Annotated in this window: 15 protein-coding genes and 4 pseudogenes; 11 read left to right on the top strand and 8 right to left on the bottom strand. The window is 43.4% G+C overall.

Going from position 1 to position 16860, the window contains the following annotated elements:
- Positions 1-125: 125 nt before the first annotated feature.
- From QUA54_RS17560 to QUA54_RS17550, 3 genes are all read left to right on the top strand, one after another.
- Positions 126-254: a hypothetical protein gene (locus QUA54_RS17560; RefSeq protein WP_333198348.1), complete on the top strand. Its 129-nt coding sequence runs from the start codon at positions 126-128 to the stop codon at positions 252-254.
- Positions 251-1612: a cytochrome 450 gene (locus QUA54_RS17555; RefSeq protein WP_333415620.1), complete on the top strand. Its 1362-nt coding sequence runs from the start codon at positions 251-253 to the stop codon at positions 1610-1612. The genes QUA54_RS17560 and QUA54_RS17555 overlap by 4 nt, the downstream gene beginning before the upstream one ends.
- A gap of 198 nt (positions 1613-1810) precedes the next feature.
- Positions 1811-2356 (top strand): hypothetical protein, encoded by a 546-nt coding sequence (locus tag QUA54_RS17550; RefSeq protein ID WP_333415619.1) that lies wholly within the window; start codon positions 1811-1813, stop codon positions 2354-2356.
- A gap of 330 nt (positions 2357-2686) precedes the next feature.
- Here the strand turns inward: QUA54_RS17550 and QUA54_RS17545 are convergent.
- A pseudogene (locus QUA54_RS17545) lies at positions 2687-3431 on the bottom strand (IS1 family transposase).
- Positions 3432-3542: 111 nt separating this feature from the next.
- Between QUA54_RS17545 and QUA54_RS17540 the strand changes: the two are divergent.
- Entirely contained in the window at positions 3543-3674 is a 132-nt protein-coding gene (locus QUA54_RS17540; RefSeq protein ID WP_333415618.1) for a hypothetical protein, read from the top strand.
- A 335-nt stretch (positions 3675-4009) separates the two neighbouring features.
- On the opposite strand, the gene QUA54_RS17535 is transcribed toward QUA54_RS17540, so the two are convergent.
- Together QUA54_RS17535 and QUA54_RS17530 are read right to left on the bottom strand one after the other, a co-directional pair.
- Complete coding sequence (locus QUA54_RS17535; RefSeq protein ID WP_333204674.1) at positions 4010-4906, bottom strand: pirin family protein; 897 nt, start codon at positions 4904-4906, stop codon at positions 4010-4012.
- Between the two features lie 145 nt (positions 4907-5051).
- Complete coding sequence (locus tag QUA54_RS17530) at positions 5052-5267, bottom strand: hypothetical protein (RefSeq protein WP_172190416.1); 216 nt, start codon at positions 5265-5267, stop codon at positions 5052-5054.
- Positions 5268-5511: 244 nt separating this feature from the next.
- On the opposite strand from QUA54_RS17530, the pseudogene QUA54_RS17525 reads away from it, so the two are divergent.
- A pseudogene (locus tag QUA54_RS17525) lies at positions 5512-5715 on the top strand (IS701 family transposase); the annotation flags it as partial.
- A gap of 25 nt (positions 5716-5740) precedes the next feature.
- Here QUA54_RS17525 and QUA54_RS17520 read toward each other — a convergent pair.
- Positions 5741-6967: an ISL3 family transposase gene (locus QUA54_RS17520; protein WP_333415617.1), complete on the bottom strand. Its 1227-nt coding sequence runs from the start codon at positions 6965-6967 to the stop codon at positions 5741-5743.
- Positions 6968-7194: 227 nt separating this feature from the next.
- Here QUA54_RS17520 and QUA54_RS17515 point away from each other — a divergent pair.
- Positions 7195-7530: pseudogene (locus tag QUA54_RS17515) on the top strand (IS701 family transposase); the annotation flags it as partial.
- Positions 7531-8139: 609 nt separating this feature from the next.
- Here the strand turns inward: QUA54_RS17515 and QUA54_RS17510 are convergent.
- Together QUA54_RS17510 and QUA54_RS17505 are read right to left on the bottom strand one after the other, a co-directional pair.
- Positions 8140-8814, bottom strand: a complete 675-nt coding sequence (locus QUA54_RS17510; RefSeq protein ID WP_333415616.1) for a 5-formyltetrahydrofolate cyclo-ligase — start codon at positions 8812-8814, stop codon at positions 8140-8142.
- Positions 8815-8910: 96 nt separating this feature from the next.
- Positions 8911-10302, bottom strand: a complete 1392-nt coding sequence (locus QUA54_RS17505; protein ID WP_333415615.1) for an NB-ARC domain-containing protein — start codon at positions 10300-10302, stop codon at positions 8911-8913.
- Positions 10303-10552: 250 nt separating this feature from the next.
- On the opposite strand from QUA54_RS17505, the gene QUA54_RS17500 reads away from it, so the two are divergent.
- Positions 10553-11515 (top strand): GTPase, encoded by a 963-nt coding sequence (locus QUA54_RS17500; protein WP_333415614.1) that lies wholly within the window; start codon positions 10553-10555, stop codon positions 11513-11515.
- Between the two features lie 3 nt (positions 11516-11518).
- Positions 11519-12097 (top strand): GTPase, encoded by a 579-nt coding sequence (locus QUA54_RS17495; RefSeq protein ID WP_333415613.1) that lies wholly within the window; start codon positions 11519-11521, stop codon positions 12095-12097.
- Positions 12098-12231: 134 nt separating this feature from the next.
- Here the strand turns inward: QUA54_RS17495 and QUA54_RS17490 are convergent, their stop codons facing one another.
- Positions 12232-12477, bottom strand: a complete 246-nt coding sequence (locus QUA54_RS17490; protein ID WP_333415612.1) for a Uma2 family endonuclease — start codon at positions 12475-12477, stop codon at positions 12232-12234.
- A gap of 141 nt (positions 12478-12618) precedes the next feature.
- On the opposite strand from QUA54_RS17490, the pseudogene QUA54_RS17485 reads away from it, so the two are divergent.
- A pseudogene (locus tag QUA54_RS17485) lies at positions 12619-12725 on the top strand (transposase); the annotation flags it as partial.
- 269 nt (positions 12726-12994) lie between these two features.
- On the opposite strand, the gene QUA54_RS17480 reads toward QUA54_RS17485, so the two are convergent.
- Complete coding sequence (locus QUA54_RS17480; protein ID WP_333193148.1) at positions 12995-13738, bottom strand: SIMPL domain-containing protein; 744 nt, start codon at positions 13736-13738, stop codon at positions 12995-12997.
- 156 nt (positions 13739-13894) lie between these two features.
- On the opposite strand from QUA54_RS17480, the gene QUA54_RS17475 reads away from it, so the two are divergent.
- A complete protein-coding gene (locus QUA54_RS17475; RefSeq protein ID WP_333415611.1) occupies positions 13895-14278 on the top strand; it encodes a YkvA family protein in 384 nt (127 codons plus the stop codon).
- Between the two features lie 208 nt (positions 14279-14486).
- Complete coding sequence (gene pcrA, locus QUA54_RS17470; RefSeq protein WP_333415610.1) at positions 14487-16853, top strand: DNA helicase PcrA; 2367 nt, start codon at positions 14487-14489, stop codon at positions 16851-16853.
- The last annotated feature ends 7 nt before the right edge of the window (positions 16854-16860 follow it).

The raw sequence follows: 16860 nt of genomic DNA, 5'->3' as shown, positions 1-16860 counted from the left end.
AGAAAGTATATCTACTTACGAGGAATCGTTATAAATTCCACTCAATCTCCGGAAAAAGGCTAGACTTGAGCGCAGACATATTCAGTAAAACTATCTCTATATTGCCACTGCGTGCACAAAGAAAAATGGCTATAGTTATACTTACTGATTTGGGCAATGAAGCGGGTATTCAATCCCGCTCAATTGCCGCTCAATACCCTCTTGCTGCTAAATGCGAAGCGCGTTATGGCGAAGGATTCTCGGAGGAATTATGATGAACCTAAATTTAGATACTATTTTCTCATCGCTGATGAACCCGGCCCTGAACGAGTTTCAGGTTTGGGCTTTGCAAAACCCGCAAGAAAGTCTCAGCAAAACGATGCTACCGCCGATCGCCCTGATTGAGGGTTTGATTGCCAACGAACCCACCTATTTGCAAGTAAAACGGCTGGCTTTCGGAGCCAACTTTTGCTGCGCGGGGCAAGTCGTGATGGGAGAGTTTGACACCCTAGAAAAAGCACTCACATCCCCCCAGGCGCGCGGATGGCGGCTTGGTACTTCTGTACTCGATCCAGATCGCGCGCCCAACCAAGATGTCGGCGGCAGAAACCTTTTTCTACTGTCTTTGTCCGATCGCGAAACTGAAGATAGCAGCAACCACGCAGCATTCCGAAGCTGTATGCAGAAATATCTGTTCAACAGTGCGACAACGGATCGCCAGGGGGACGAAATCAGCAGAAGGTTGCTCGATCGGCTAGCAGCAGATTATGCCGAGATGTCGCACGGTGCGGGGGGAGCATTTTTTACCGATGTCAAGCGCGGTTGGATGGGATTTTTAGTCCGATATCTGCACTACGTCATCTTTGCGATTAATCCAGACGATTCAGAGTCGATCGAACTCCTCACCGAATTGCATTACACCCGCCAAAGCCCGCTGCACTACTTCGCCGTCATCGGCAACCTGCTGCAAAGCCTGAACCTCTTTGGACACGGGGATTTGTCCGCTCTAATCGAGCGTGCAGCGACTATCTATGAAAATTCCCCAGCTTTAGCCGACTTCGAGGAGATCTCGGAAAACAATGGCATGACTAAGCGGGAATTGGCAAAGCTGATGACATCAATTATGGGGATAGCGGGGCTGCAAGGCCCACTGCACCTAGGCTACACGGCAATGGGATACCGCCCTCTCCCCGCCTATAAAGGACAGCAGACGGCCGAAATTAACCCGACTGATTTTTGGGATCGGCTCGATTTGGACGATCGCCAGTCGATCGAGCTTTTCCTCCTGGAATGCGCCCGCCTCTGGGCCCCCGTCAGCGCCACCCACCGAGTCGCGACAGAGCCTTTCACCGCAACGGTAGCGGGCAAAGAGCGCACTTTCCCTACCGGAACCAAGGTACTGATACCGCTCAGCCTGGGGCTGCTAGACGAGAGTTTCTGGGGCTCTACGGTATACGAATTCAACGCTAAGCGGGAGAATCTCTGCCCTTTTCATATGGGTTTTCATTCGGTGGGCGATCGCAGCGCGGGACGGATTTGCCCCGGTAAAGACATAGCACTCAAGATGCTGGTGGATGTGGTGAGTACGGTAGGCAAAGTGCGCCGAGCCTCTGAGCCTAATTTGCACGGGTAATTAATCCAAAAGCTCGATCGCAGATATCGGGTAGGGACTTAGGCACTCGCGGTGTTTCAAACTGTATTTCATCCGATTGAAAACTGGTATCAGAATCGGCGGTTGAAACCGATCCAAACTATTGATCGAACGACTAAGAAATAAAGGGGGTATCTAACACGAAACCAAAACACAACTATTTTGAGGATAGATAATACCATGTTAATCGAAGAAAAGCAACTAAAAGACATTGCGAATTGGATGAAAGTAGAACATCCAGCGGAGTTACCCGAAGTCCTGCAAGGTATCTTTTTTATGGACGGGAATGTTTTACCAGACGATTGTCTGACGATGTACAGTTCAGACTGGAATGCTGACGAACGGACGTTATTGCTGCGCGTTTTTGACCCTGTTATCTGGACATTTCATTCATCAATGGCGGGACGGATGTTACTTTATTTTGTCAAATTTTCTCGCTTCAGCTACTTGTTCCGATTCTCGGATGCAACTTTGCAGCACGGGCACATTACGCCGATAGTGTTTGGATGGTCTGTGCCGCAGTGGCTGGTAGATTTTTTGATCGATCGAGATCCGAGCACTCCGAATGGAGATATCTGGCATCGCACAAACTCGTTTTTCGGCCGACCTCCTGACAGCGGATATACACTCCGCAGGATTGTAGACAAAGATGGCAAATACACATCAGCTTTTCCAGATATGCTGTCTAAAGTGGAGAGTGATTGTTTAATCATTGCCAAAGAGTGAAAATATTTACAAAAACGACAAAACCCGCTTAATTAGGCGGGTTTTGTCGAGCAAAGCGCCGCGGTTTGAACCGACGGCCCCCACTACACACATTTTTATTTGCTAGCCTATAAAGGCTATGCAGCAAGCTCTCGCAGGCTATTGTCAATTATTCCTATCAATACTTCGGATGGTGTGTGATTGGCAACTGTAGAATAAGGGTTTCAGGTCGATTCGGCAATCCATCTGCTTAGCCGTAAATCAAGGGTTTCAGTCTACGACCTAAAAAGTTTCCAAACTATTGGAAGCTATAAAAAAACGGTAGTCATAAATATGTAGTGATCGGGGATATTACCCGGCTCTACATTCATTATAGTGATGAATGAAATACCAAATGGCTCCCAGATGATTTTCTAATTTTTTTGAGAAAGAAAGAGTTCGCCTTACAAGTCTTGAAACTCGTTGGCGTAAAGTATTATTAAACCTTTCAATATGACTGGTTTTACCACTTTCTTTGCCAACGGGTTTGTGACGTTTTGAGGCAATAACTTTTTCATAAGATACCCAAAAATCCGTATAGCAAACCGCACATTGTCGCTCAACAGGCGGCAAAGATTCCCAAAGCTTTTGTGCCGCTCTCCGGCTGCGCTCTCCAATATAAACTCCAACAATTTCTCTAGTTTTTCTGTCTATAGCCAGCCAGACGAGCGTGTTGATTATCTTTTTTTCTACTAACAAAAGACCATAAGTCATCACATTCAATGATTAATTTTCCTTTAGCTTTCTCTGAAACCTTGAGTTTTTGAGGCGTTTGGGCGTATTTATTATTTACATAATTTGGCAGCCAAGTTGGAGAAACCCCGACCGAACGAGCAATTCCAGCGAGAGAAATTTTTTCTAAGAAAAGTTTATCTATTAAATTCTTAGTTTATTGAGAAATTTTCTTTTTTGTTGAATGCTCAACAAACTGCTTGCCACATTGTTTGCACTTAAATTTTTGTTTTTTGTTGTGGGTACTGCCATTTTTTATGGTTTGTTGCCCTTGGCAGTAGGGACAACAAGGTCGGCGATTTAAGAAATTCAAAAAATCTTCCATAGCCAGTTAATTTACATCAACCTACGAAATTGCTTTTTTTCACAGAATAACATTTGTGAGCAGTTTAATCAATAAGAACAATTAATAGGTTTAATAAGCTTTTCTCAAGCTATGACATCTATTTTTTTAGGTTTTAACTTGAAAATAGCTGGGATTTTAGTTGGCAACTACCAGCCACCACTACATATTTATGACTACCCGAGCCATCAAGCTCTTCTGGGATCAGATGAGGTGCGATCGTAATTCGTCTTGGCATTCTCGATCTGAAGGGGTGGTGTTTCTCAAGATCGTATCACTGTCAATCGACCGGACATGATATTAAAGGATGTGCAGGGGTAGGGGCGATCGCGTTTCCGTGTTCGCTAAAAATATTCTTTAAACAGTAACGAAACTTAGTTGGAGGTCGATTGCCAAAAAGGTTCCCGAATACCTTGCTATGCCCCGCGCCATCGCTCTTTTTTCCGCGCTTAACGCCTAACGCCATCCAAGGTTTAGGAATAATATCCGCTAAAAGTGGAGGAGAAAAGACCGGATTCTGAATCAAAAAACAGTTCCTTAATTGATATGGCTGGGGCTATTCACAATGGCTGTTCTTCTTGAGCAGGCGGCTCTTCTGGCAGCGGGATAAATTCTGTCTCTTGAGGAACCTGAGCAAACCGTCCCTCTCTCCAATCGAGTTTAGCTTGCTCAATGCGCGAGTGCCGGCTCGAAACAAAATTCCACCACTTATGCCGCTCGCCGACAGGTTCACCGCCAATCACAATACACCGAGCCGTGCCTGAAGCAGAAATGTTTGCCGATGTGCCTGAAGTTAGAACCGCCAACCGATGCTGTTCTAAAGGCACTCCATCGATCGCAAGCCCCTCTGTCACGCTGTAAACCGCTTGTTCGCTGTAATTGCCCGGTAAGGTAAATTCTCTTCCAGGAGTCAGTTGCACGTCCAGATAAATCATGGGTGAAAATATTTGAACTGGGGAAGTGCGACCATAGGCATCACCCGCAATCAGGGTGAACGAAACTCCTGTATCCTCCCAAGTAGGCAGATCGGTTGCTGGATGGTGCCGAAACCAGGGGTCGGTTTCTTCGTGTTCGTCGGGAAGTGCTATCCAGGTTTGGATGCCGTGCAGGATGGCTTCTTTACTGCGCTCGTCCTGGGGCGTGCGTTCGGAGTGGACAATGCCTCGCCCTGCCGTCATCCAGTTCACCGCGCCGGGACGGATTTCTTGAACGCTGCCGACACTATCGCGGTGGATCAAAACCCCTTCAAACAGGTAGGTGACGGTCGCTAAGTTGATGTGTGGATGCGGTCTGACATCCACGCCGCGACCGGGTGGAAACACCGCAGGACCGAGATGGTCAAAAAAGATGAACGGGCCTACCAGTGCTAGAACGTTTGAGGGAAGCAGGCGGCGGGCTTGGAATCCACCCAAATCTTGAATGTGCGGCTCGATGAGATGCTGGATGCTATCCGTCATAATGTTGATGAAGTTGCCAACGCTAATCGTCTATGTCAAAAGCATTATACAAAAAGCTATCCCTAGAGAGTTATATAAGTGACTTGTCTAAGCTTTTCTAATGGAAAGCTGTTGTAGAGTATCGAGTTCTCAACCAGCTTTCTGTTTACGAGACGATGGAAAGTTCATCACTGACTTGAATCCGACCTTTGACCAGGGAGCGAATCAGGCGATCGAGCGAGCCGCGTTCTTCTTCGCTGATGGACTCATCGAGGATGGCAGCCATCATGCCGTAGCGGTCAGCTTTAGTAAGGCGGTGAGTATCGGTGACAGTGGCGATTAATTCGTTGATAGCGCCGGGGAGAAGGTTAACTGGAGACATGGGATTGTTTTGAACTCGACACCTTAATCATCTCCTGGTTTCTCCGGAGAGCAAGTGATGGTGCTGGTTTTTTTCAGTGATAATACTGAAAGTATTGGGTGAACCAAGTCCGTGTTACCAGTGATGGAAGTCACAACATTGAAACCAATGCAGCGCTGGAACAATTAGCGGGACTTAAACAATGAAATAAGAGTAAAGAGCTTATAACGCATATAGGATAAGCATTTTACGTCAAACTACACCCATGAAAGAAACCACGCCTGACGCCATGCCCCCATGCTTTGAGCAATGGTGCGATCGGTTCGATGATGTGTTTAGCCATCAAGCCCAAAAAAAGGGTTGAGACACTATTTGGTGGGATTTTTGGATCTTGCGTGAGCGAAAAAACTTAACACTGATGTCAAACAACGCAGTAGGAGTGGTTTACCACCAATTACACCATTTTTTGGTTCTACCGAACCTAGTATGTAAAACTAACTAGCAAAATGCCAATGTAAGAAGCTCCTAAGAATAAAGTTGTCAAAATTTCTAAACCCATAAGCTTTTCTTTTGATGAGCTTTAATTTGTTATTAATTCCTTCCACAACTCCTTGAGTAGTCCTCCGATCAAAATACGCAATAATTTCTCCAATCCACCTAATAATTGTCCCACAGCTTTTGGGGAAAACGGAAATTGCATCTTTTAACCAATCACTTAAACTCAATAATCCTTCTACCCAATCTTTTGGTGATTCAAAAATTTGTCTAAACTCTTCTTTCATTTGATGCATTTTTTGTAATGTAGGAGCAACCTTTTTGACTGATTCTAACTTGGATTTTTCGATCTCAGTGAGGTTCTCTTCATTTTTTAGTAAGACATATTTACTGTTTTTTATTCCCGAGAGTCTTCGCGATTTTTCCGAGTTATTTTTTAAGGCTTCGGCTGCTTTTTTAATCTTTTTTCTAGCTCCATCTAATTCTTCATTTACTTGCTTCATAACATGAAATCTATCGGCCACAACTTCTGCTTGTGGCATTAAATCTTCTGAGACATTTTTATAAGGCTTCCACATATCTATACTGACTTCTTCTATTTGCTCTAAAACCTCTTCTCCCCAAGCTTCTAGGTATTTTTTTACGTCTACTTGAGTTCGGTTTTTGAGCATTCCTACTATAATTTTTTTATCGATATCTACTAAAACCACACAATAATTTTTCTGTCCTTTTACTAGAGCAATTTCATCAATTCCTAGCCTTTTTAATCCTGATGGTTTTTGTCCGCTCAATTCCTTTCCCCATTCTTTTAACATGGTTTCTATTTCCTGTTCGCTGACTCCATTCCTTTGAGCCACATTTTTGACATCGCTTTCTAATAATTCTGACAAAATCTTTTTTTTCAACCTCTCTGTATAGGTTCTAGTTTTTTTAACAAATTCTAAGTCTTCACTAAATTTTTTTGGGCAACCTTCACACCTCACCTGACGGCGATTTACTTGTAAATATACTTTTTGCTCTCCAAACGGCAAATCCCTCACTACATAATAATGATTTTGATGGAGTTTATCAGTTTTCTGACCACAGTCGGGACAAATGGCTTTTTTGTTTTTATTATCTAAGCAAATTGTGATTCCTATATTTTCAATAATCTGATAACTTTTGACTGTCACTCCCTCAATATTAAGAAGTTTGGTCATTAGATGAAGTTGAGGATGGGAAGCCATAGGTATAAGTTTTATTTTAATTTTTCTCTGCTGTGATTTTATTAAATAACAAAAAGCCCTGTAAGTCAATATATAATTGCTTTGCCAGCGCCTAATTTTTAGATTTTATAGTTAATTTTTATAAAAATTATTAACTTTTTTACATACTAGGTTCGGTAGAGCCCATTTTTTGACAGAAGCGACTTACTAATGCCCTCGGAACCCAAGCGACAGGAGAAGGGATAATCACAACTTATTCAAGGGCGTAATTGGGTGGAAGTATTTTACCGTGAATATCTCATGTTGGTTAGGGTTAAAAGAATATCAATTGAGAAGCATAAAAAGCCTTCACAGACACTTGATATTAGTTTTCTGCGCCTACAGTTTTATTTGTTGGCAACAGTTAACCGGAGGATTCAGAAGGCGTTGGGATAACAAACCTTTGAAAATATTTACGCTCTGCCTTGTTAGCTTTTAGAACAGCTATATCTTATCGATTTGTCGGTTGGCTGCAATATAATGGTGACTTATTCGCCTTACACATAGCAAGTTCGATGCTCTGTTTGGGCTGGAAATTTGTTTGAGTCGCGTTAACCAATAAGTGATTAAGGGAAACCAAATAGTGTGCGATCGCTAATTGAGGTATTTCCAAAAAAATCGGGAATTTGCGGCGCAGACTTTCAGTTGTAATGGGATAGGGCAATAATGAGTGCGAGGCGTTCTAATCTTACTTGTTTCTCGGATTGTATTAAAGAGAGCAATATTGTGAGTAGAATAAATTGGGTCTGGATCAGTTGTTTTTGTAAGTGGGTCTGATCAAATGTTGGTAACATACTTTTTGAGATAGACTAGCGTGTAATAACACAGGCTACCTATCTTTTGTTACCAAAAATCAGCTCACCCTTTACCTCCTCAGGCTTTGGGGCTGGTCGTCACCCCTCCAAATGGTTCTGATAAGATTGAGGAAACATAATTAACAGATGGAGCGACTTAATAATTTCGACCCCATCTTTTGAGAGTTCAAGTTGGGTCAATACACCACTGGTGCGGGTTTTGAAGGGGTTGTCACCCTGTCAGCTCGATCGGTTTAATTGTTTACGTTTTGGCGATCGAAGATGTATTGCGCTTTTCGTCCGGCGCCGCCCTGACGGTTGCTATATATAAATATGGATCTAGGGATAATTACTGAAAATTTATTGCTCGATCGACCTTCTTGATTTTTGCTGTACGATTGTCAAATCTCTTTCTGTGCAAATTCCGTGCAGCGGTTTGTCCCACGAGTCTACTGGTAGTTGGGCGAGTAAGGCAAATTCAAAGATTGTGCCGATCGCAATTTTTGATTCCCACTCAGCTAAACTGAACATTCGATCGTAATAGCCACCGCCGTAGCCCAAGCGATAGCCGCGAACATCGCAACCTACAGCGGGTACGAGGATTAAATCTACTTCTAAGTGGTCTATTTTAGGAGCATCCGGCAGTGGTTCGAGTATGCCATAAGCTCCACTATGTAAAGCATCTCCGGGCTGCCAGATGTGCCAGGATAGCTCTTTGCCGACACACCGAGGAAATCCCCATTTTTTAGGGGTGAGAATGGCATTTGTGGGACAGGCTTCTTGCCTGTCTCCAGAATTGATCAGGAAAGAGGCCTCCTTCACAGAAGATGTAAATAGGGGACTTAAATCTGGTTCTTGGCGACAACTAAAGTAGGCGAGGATTGTTTTTGCTTGGGTGAATAAGGGCGAGTTTTGCAGGCGGTTGCAGAGGCGATCGCTCTTTTGTCTCCATTCTTGTGCTGATAGGGATTTGCGGGTGTTGAGCAGCGATCGTCTTAATTCGGTTTTAGTTAATGAAGGTTCAGCAGTATTCATATTTCATATTAAATCATCGCTGCGGGTACGGACAGGGCAATGCCGTGTCCTCAAAATGGGAGACACGGCATTGCCGTCTCGCTACAGATATCGTGGCTAATTAAATGGATTTGATATTACATATTGTCTCACCACAGGACAAACGCTGAATAGCGTTTCATTCTCCTGTTCTTCTATTTCCACTAACGATCGCCTCCCCAAAGATTGCAGCCCGTTGAATAACTCCGAGGGCGATAAATCGGCATCTTGTAGCAATTGCTCTATTGAAACTGAATTTGCTTCGCGGCTGAGCTGGGAGATTAGCTTTTTCTCTAATTCTGACAAACGATTTATCTGCGGTCGCAATGTTGCTGCCAATTCTTCCCCTAGAAATAGCCTATCATATTTCAAAAAATCTGCAACCCGGCCTCGGAATATTTCTTGAATGGTGGTGGCGACTATTTTTAACCACAATGGATTGCCTTGATAGGTGTTAATTAGGTTTTCCCATGTTTCGGGATTGAGTAAACTTTTTTGTCGGAAAATTTCGGCTACTGCATCTATGCCTTTGAGTTGCAAGGTGCGAACTGGTGAATTTTCACCTTTTAAGGCGGTAATTTCTCTGGGAGGTTCCCAACTGTTGAGGATTAAACAACTGTTGTGGGTGGTTTCTCCGATTTGTCTGAAGAGGATGCTATAATTTTCGCATTCTGTGCGGTAATTTCCTGCTAGTTGTCCGCTACTGAGAATGCTTTGCACGTCGTCGAGGATGATGAGACAGCGGTTTTTTCGCAGATATTCCATTAACAGGGAAAGTCGCTCTGGAATGCTTGTCGGGAGTTCGATTTCTGGTTTGTTTAAGAGAAATTCTAGGATACTTTTGAGGGTAGTTCCTAAGGGTGGGGAGTGGCGGAGACTTCGCCAGATGACGCATTCAAAGTTATGCTGAATTTGTGGGATGAGGTGGAGGGAAAGTGCGGTTTTGCCAATGCCGCTTATTCCTGATATTGCTGCGAGGGTGCACTTTTCTTGGACGATCCATTTTTCCAGGGTGGCGAGTTCGGATGTGCGATCGGACAATGATGAAATGTGAGGCGCGTCTGCTAAGTCTAGTCGGATTTGGGGTTTGGATGTGTTGGAGGTGGGGGTGGAGGGCGATCGGGTTTTTGGGATTTCTGAAGATTGACTATCTGTACTAACATTAACGTTACAAAATACAAAATCATTACCAAAATTTTGTGAAACGATGAATACTTGTCTCCTCTCAAGTGCTGAGCGTAAATTCGATTGAGTTACTTCTTCACCTAATACATTTGATAAACGCTTCCATAATTTTGAGGCGATATTTCTGATGTGACCTTCGCTACAATATGATGTTTCTGCGATTTGAGAGTATTTTTGACCTTCCCATACACCCAGCAGGATAGCTTTTTGCAGATCCTCCAAATGTTCTCCCGTCTTGGCGAAAACCAGGTCGTCGGCAAATCTCAAGACTTCTTTCACGTCCATTGGTCGGGTAGGTGTAGTGGTTTTGCTTATTTTATCAGACTTTTTATGACATTTTCTGATATCTATTACAAAATGTGACTTTCTTCGGTAGAGATCTTGTGTAACATTAATTACATTTGATTACACTTGAGCATAGACTCAAATGAAAAATTATGTATATGATATATTTACGGAATTAAAGGCTGTAATTTAATGGCGAGAATTGAATACCAGGTTGTTTATTTCGTTGGTCAATTAGGAGAATCAAGCTATGTCTGTATTCAATAGCAATGATGAAGAGCAAGCAAAAAAGTGGTTAGAAACTCTGAAGGAAAAACTGCAAGTAACGCCGGGCAAAAAATTCACTTTTCTATTGGTTGGTCGTACAGGAGTTGGAAAGTCAAGCACTGTAAATAGTTTGATGGGTAAAACAATTGCTGTAGTCGGTGACTATGAACCTTGTACAATGGATATTAAAAAGTATGAGAATAAACTCAATGGGATTAATTTCACTATAATTGATACTCCTGGCTTGTGCGATGATCTTGAGGAAGTTGGAAATGATTATGAATATTTAGAACGGATGCGTTCCGATGTCAGCCATGTTGACTCTATGTGGTTTGTCAGCCGTTTAGATGAAACAAGAGTTACTAATGACGAAAAACGAGGAATCAAACTGATTTCTGAGGCTTTAAATTCAAAAATGTGGGAACAAGCTGTTATTATATTTACTTTTGCAGGTGCAAAGAATGCCTCAGACTATCCGATTGCATTGGAGAAAAGGACGGAACTCATTCGGAAAGAGATCGCTAAATACACTGGGATTGGAATAGCAAATAACGTTCCGTCAGTTGCAGTTGATAACAAAAGTGAGAGAACTCCCGATGGACAAAAATGGTTAGGTGAACTTTATACGCAGATATATGCAAGAATTTCTGCTAAAGGTGCAGCACCATTTTTTATGGCAACTGTAGAGCGAGTCAAACGACCTGATAAGGAAAGAGAAGTTATAATAGAAAAAATTTATGAGCCAGCCCCAACATATACACCTATTGAGCTTAATGAGAGGCAGGCTGCAGTAGTCGCAAATAAGACTTCTGAGGTGCTAGGGCTTGCAGCGATGGGAGGAACTGTTGGGGCTACAATTGGCTCTATAGCTGGGCCTGTCGGTGCTGGTATCGGGGGTGCAATTGGTGCAGCAATAGGATTTTTAGGTGGGTTTTTCCGTTGGTAAACTATGCGTAAATTCCTGCTAGTGGGACGAACAGGTGTTGGCAAATCAAGTTTTATCAATGCCGCGTTTGGTAGTTACATTGCTGAGACTTCAGAGTATGAAGCTTGTACAAAAATTGTTGAGCATTATGCTTACAAAACTCCTCTAGGCGATGTGTCTCTTATCGATACACCTGGATTAGCCGAGGATGACGAAGCCTGTGATGAAGCCTACCTATCTTTAGTACGGACTAAAGTTAATTTAGCTCAGATTTATGCAACCATCTATGTGAGTAGGCTTAACGAAACTCGTTTTCGTCCAGACGAAAAGCGAACACTACGCCTTTTGACTAATCGACTTGGTGCATCTATTTGGAATCGCTCTATTCTTGTTTTAACGTTTGCTGCATCTATACCTAACGATCAACTAGAGATAGTTGCAGACAAAAGGAGTCAACAAATTTTTGAGTTTCTCCAAAATCTCACCAAACAACAGGATATTGACAAAATATTTCAAGGATTTGAGCAAACATGGTTAGTGGATAATATTGTAGAAAATTGGACATCGGATGGATTACCTATTCTCTCAGTATTAACAGGTTGATCTGTAATCGCTTCCTTTCGCCGTTAATGACACTTATCAAGTCCTTAGACAAGAAACTTGCGATTGAGTTTACCATAACCTCATCCCCAAGTGCGATCGCCCTTCCTGAACCGAGGTGCGATCGCACTTTCCATTTATCCCTTAGATCGCAGTTCATCAAATTCTGCTTCTGAATCTTCCTTAGTAAAAATTACCTCCTCATAAATAGCATCAATACCTGTGTGGAAATCTACGCTAGCCAAGTGTAGTTCGCTTCCTTGATTATAGGAATACAAAACCCACAAGCCTTCAGCATTAAGGCGAAAACACTCTACCCTCTGCCGTTTTTTGCTAATTAACACATACTCTTGAAGCGTTTCTAATTCTTGATAGTCAGCCAAATTATCGCCCCATCGAACCCTTCATTACCATTTGACAAAACCTCGACAATTAAACGAGGATATCTTTTAAAAGATTGAAATGCTTTGTCCCGTCAAAATTATTTCCTAAACAGTCAGAAGATAATTATTATATGGTTGTAAGAAATTATTTCGTACTTTTATCGTAGAACAACCAGTGGGTGGTCGAGGAAATTAATAATAAGCTGAAACTGATTAAACGTTCGGGTTATGGATTCAGAACTTTTTAAAACTTTCAATCCCGATGTTTACTGAAATGGCATTTTAGCTAAAACTTTAGCATATTATATACTGAAGAGCCAAAATTGTTAATGCTTTGATTGTTGTGGCTCTTCCGGGCGAAGATTCGGAAATATTTGTCTTGGAACGCGAACACTTGCTCGACTACTGGCAGAAGTGGTTAAAACGGCTAAAGTTTTTTGTAGACAAAGCTGCTTGATAATCGAGAAATAGTTAGGGTCAAGCTGAGGTCGCCAGTTCAACCCCTAACTATTTAATTTTAATATCCAATTTGCAAAGTCACAGAAGCTTCTACCTGCTGTTCTCCTCCCACCACTGGCGTTGTGGCATCAGCAGCAGCGCGAGCACCAGCAAGTTGCCGATACATAGGAGTAGGAGGCGGCGGGCTCGCACCGTTGACTTGAATGCCCAGAATCTCTCCCCGCTTCAGGTTGAGCGCGCTAAAGACTGCATCCGCTTGCACTTGAGCGTCTTGAGTTGCTTTTTTGAGTGCTTGTTTTTGAGCTTGTTCGATCGCACTGTCGGCGGCCACAAAGCTCACACCTTGAATTCGCGTTGCTCCCGCTTGCACTGCATCGTCGAGCAAAGTGCCAGCAGATTGAGTATTAAGGCGAAAACTGACGGTATTCGTAGCAATATACCCTGTTAGGCGCTGCTGGTTGTTTTCGTAGCTGTAAGTCGGGTTCAGGGTGATGCCGGTCGTTTCGAGTTTTTCCACTTGGCGCGATCGCAGCAATGCTACCACAGCGGACGATCGCCTCGCCGCTTCCTGCTGCACCTCGGCCGCCGTTTTCCCCTGCACCTCAACCCCCAAAGCAACTTGAGTTTGGGTTGTCGGAATTGCTTCCACACCCCGCCCAGTGACACTCAGCGTTCTCATCCGCTGTTCTTGAGCAGCCGCCGGATCTAATCCCGCGAAACTGACGAGAGTTAAGGTTAAACACAACGCTGTTAACAGACTGCGGAAATTAATGCGATCGCCACGTTGCAAATTTGAATTCATAAACTTGATGCTCCTCACATACGACAGATGCTATACTTTACCTTCTCACTGAAATTGCTAAATATCCGGCTTGTTACATTTTTAGCAACTAAAAAAATTATTAGTCATTAGTCATTAGTCATTAGTTATTAGTCATTAGTTATTAGTCATTATTATATGCAATCCTTAAAACAAGTTGCCCGCCGACTAAAAAAAGAGACTTACGCTGTTTATTTAGCCAGTATAGACCAGAGAGTACCTTGGTACGCCAGAATTTTAGCAGCCCTTACGGTTGCCTATGCTTTTAGCCCGATCGACTTAATTCCTGACTTCATACCGATTCTCGGTTATTTGGACGATTTGATAATTGTACCTGTGGGAATTTGGCTGGTACTGAAGATGATTCCGCCACAGGTTTTAGCCGAGTGTCGCCAAAAAGCAGCCGCCCAAATACAGCGAGGAAAACCGATAAATCGGGCTGCGGCTGCTGTAATTATTGCCATTTGGATGGGCTTGGGAATATTAACTGCCATGTGGCTGAAACAAATATTTAAACGTTAAAAAAATTACCTATCTAGTTATAGTGTCTGGTGCGCATTGCGCACCTTACCTTAAACAACTCGCTTAGCCCGAAAATATTTAAAGTTTCAATAATCACCGTTCTAGTTATAATATATAGTGCGCTAGGCGCACCTTACCTTAAAAAAACTCGCGGTATCGCATACCAAGTATTATTTACCCCTTAAAAAATTAAACTAACTTTCAAGCTATGACTCAAACCACTGATTTCCTCAGCCACCTCAACCCATCTCAGCGCCAAGCAGTCGCCCATTATAACGGGCCGCTGTTAGTAGTAGCGGGCGCTGGTTCGGGCAAAACCAGAGCTCTAACTTACCGAGTTGCTAACTTAGTTCGCACCCATCGAGTCGATCCTGAAAATATTCTGGCGGTGACATTTACAAATAAAGCCGCCAGGGAGATGAAAGAAAGAATTGAGAAATTGCTGGCAACTCAGCAAGCTGAAGCCGAATATGGCAAACCTTTGGTAGAGTTAGCCCCGAATGTGCAGACCAAATTGCGATCGCAAATTTACCAGAGAATTACCAAAAACATTTGGATGGGGACTTTTCACTCTTTGTGCGGCCGCATTCTCCGCTACGACATAGAGAAATATCAAGACGAAAAAGGCCGCCAGTGGAAAAAAAACTTTTCGATTTTTGACGAGTCAGACGCTCAAAGTCTCGTCAAACAAATCGTCACCAAAACGCTGAACCTCGACGATAAGAAATTCGATCCGCGAAAAGTCCGCTATATCATCAGCAACGCTAAAAACAAAGGCTTGTCGCCTCAAGAATACCAAGCAGCAGAACCGGATTATCGAGGTCGCGTGATTGCCGATGTTTACAGTCGCTACCAAGACGCTTTAGCAGCCAACAATGCCTTAGATTTTGACGATTTAATCCTTGTTCCCGTTAAACTTTTGAGCCAAAACGAGGAAGTATTAAGTTACTGGCATAAAAAGTTTTGCCATATTTTAGTTGACGAATACCAAGATACTAACCGCACTCAATACGATTTGATTCGGATGTTGGTGACAAATAACGCCGACCCGAAAAGCTTCGATAAATGGCAAAACCGCTCGATTTTTGTCGTGGGCGATGTCGATCAATCAATTTACAGCTTTCGCATGGCAGATTATACCATATTGCTGGAATTTCAAGAGGATTTCGGAGATGGTTTATCTGACGATAAAACTCAGACAATGGTAAAATTAGAGGAAAATTATCGATCGCGCGAAAACATCCTGCAAGTCGCGAACCACTTGATCGAACACAATACCGAACGCATCGAGAAAATTCTGCGCCCGACTCGCGAACCGGGAGCTCCGATTGTTGTCTGGCGCGCCGACAACGAATTAGAGGAAGCGGAATTTGTAGCAGGTCAAATTCATTCCTTAAAGCGCCAAAACTCCGAATACGAAAAGGGCAGTAACTTTGCGATTCTCTACCGCACAAACGCTCAATCTCGCTCCTTTGAAGAAGCATTAATGCGTTTAGACATTCCTTACAATATTGTCGGCGGGCTGAAGTTTTACGATCGCAAAGAAATCAAAGATATCCTAGCATACCTGCGGGCGCTAGCCAATCCCGACGATAGCGTCAGCCTCAAACGCATCATCAATACTCCCCGCCGCGGCATTGGCGATACCACATTTTCCAAAATAGAAGACGCTGCAACTCAGTTAGGCATTCCGTTGTGGGAAATCCTCAGCGATGAGTCTTCTGTCAATACTCTAGCAGGGCGATCGGCAAAAGCTATTATTAAGTTTGCCGAAATGATTCGTCGTTGGCAATCGCAAGTTGAAACCCTGCCGGCTTCGCAAATTGTCCAAGGAATTATCCAAGATTCAGGCTACATTGAAGATTTGAAAAATCAAGGAACCGATGAAGCCACAAACCGCATAGAAAACGTCATAGAATTGTACAATGCTGTGCTGCAATTTGAAGAACAAAACGAAGAACCGACGCTGACATCATTTTTAGCAAAAGCATCTTTAGCATCCGATTTAGATGACTTGCAGGAAGAAGATTCCCGCGTATCGCTGATGACGCTGCACTCCGCAAAAGGGTTAGAATTTCCCGTAGTATTTCTAGTCGGAATGGAACAGGGTTTATTTCCAAATTTCCGCAGTTTGGACGACCCGAAAGCGATCGAAGAAGAACGCCGTTTGTGCTACGTCGGCATCACTCGCGCCCAGGAATTGCTATTTCTCACCCACACTCGCGAACGCCGCCTTTGGGGAGGTTTCCGGGAACACTGCACCCCTTCGCTATTCTTAGGGGAATTGCCGCCACATTTGCTGGCCGGAAGTGCGAAGAAAACTAAAGCGGGGAAAACGGCTGCATCTAAGGGAAAAACTAATAATTCCGCAGCTAATTCCGGGAGTTCTCAAGCGGGAAACAATGGACAATCGGCGGATTGGCAAACGGGCGATCGGGTTTTTCATCATGCTTTTGGAGTGGGAGAAATTACGCACGTTTTAGGGGCGGGCGATAAAACTAATCTGGCAATTAAGTTTTCGGGTTTGGGCAGAAAAATCATCGATCCCAGAACAGCTAAGTTGCAGCGAGTTTAAGTGAAAA

The sequence above is a fragment of the Microcoleus sp. MOSTC5 genome, assembly GCF_036701825.1.
Taxonomy (GTDB): domain Bacteria; phylum Cyanobacteriota; class Cyanobacteriia; order Cyanobacteriales; family Microcoleaceae; genus Microcoleus; species Microcoleus asticus.
Note: the sequence above shows the minus strand (reverse complement) of the source record. Positions and strands in the feature narration are given on the sequence as shown.

Coding starts and splice junctions, on each gene's coding strand:
- QUA54_RS17495 (WP_333415613.1), top strand. CDS start 11,519: ATGCGTAAATTCCTGCTAGTGGGACGAACAGGTGTTGGCAAATCAAGT.
- QUA54_RS17505 (WP_333415615.1), bottom strand. CDS start 10,302: ATGGACGTGAAAGAAGTCTTGAGATTTGCCGACGACCTGGTTTTCGCC.
- QUA54_RS17555 (WP_333415620.1), top strand. CDS start 251: ATGATGAACCTAAATTTAGATACTATTTTCTCATCGCTGATGAACCCG.
- QUA54_RS17540 (WP_333415618.1), top strand. CDS start 3,543: ATGACATCTATTTTTTTAGGTTTTAACTTGAAAATAGCTGGGATTTTA.
- QUA54_RS17535 (WP_333204674.1), bottom strand. CDS start 4,906: ATGACGGATAGCATCCAGCATCTCATCGAGCCGCACATTCAAGATTTG.
- QUA54_RS17475 (WP_333415611.1), top strand. CDS start 13,895: ATGCAATCCTTAAAACAAGTTGCCCGCCGACTAAAAAAAGAGACTTAC.
- QUA54_RS17480 (WP_333193148.1), bottom strand. CDS start 13,738: ATGAATTCAAATTTGCAACGTGGCGATCGCATTAATTTCCGCAGTCTG.
- QUA54_RS17520 (WP_333415617.1), bottom strand. CDS start 6,967: ATGGCTTCCCATCCTCAACTTCATCTAATGACCAAACTTCTTAATATT.
- QUA54_RS17500 (WP_333415614.1), top strand. CDS start 10,553: ATGTCTGTATTCAATAGCAATGATGAAGAGCAAGCAAAAAAGTGGTTA.
- QUA54_RS17530 (WP_172190416.1), bottom strand. CDS start 5,267: ATGTCTCCAGTTAACCTTCTCCCCGGCGCTATCAACGAATTAATCGCC.
- QUA54_RS17560 (WP_333198348.1), top strand. CDS start 126: ATGGCTATAGTTATACTTACTGATTTGGGCAATGAAGCGGGTATTCAA.
- QUA54_RS17510 (WP_333415616.1), bottom strand. CDS start 8,814: ATGAATACTGCTGAACCTTCATTAACTAAAACCGAATTAAGACGATCG.
- QUA54_RS17550 (WP_333415619.1), top strand. CDS start 1,811: ATGTTAATCGAAGAAAAGCAACTAAAAGACATTGCGAATTGGATGAAA.
- pcrA (WP_333415610.1), top strand. CDS start 14,487: ATGACTCAAACCACTGATTTCCTCAGCCACCTCAACCCATCTCAGCGC.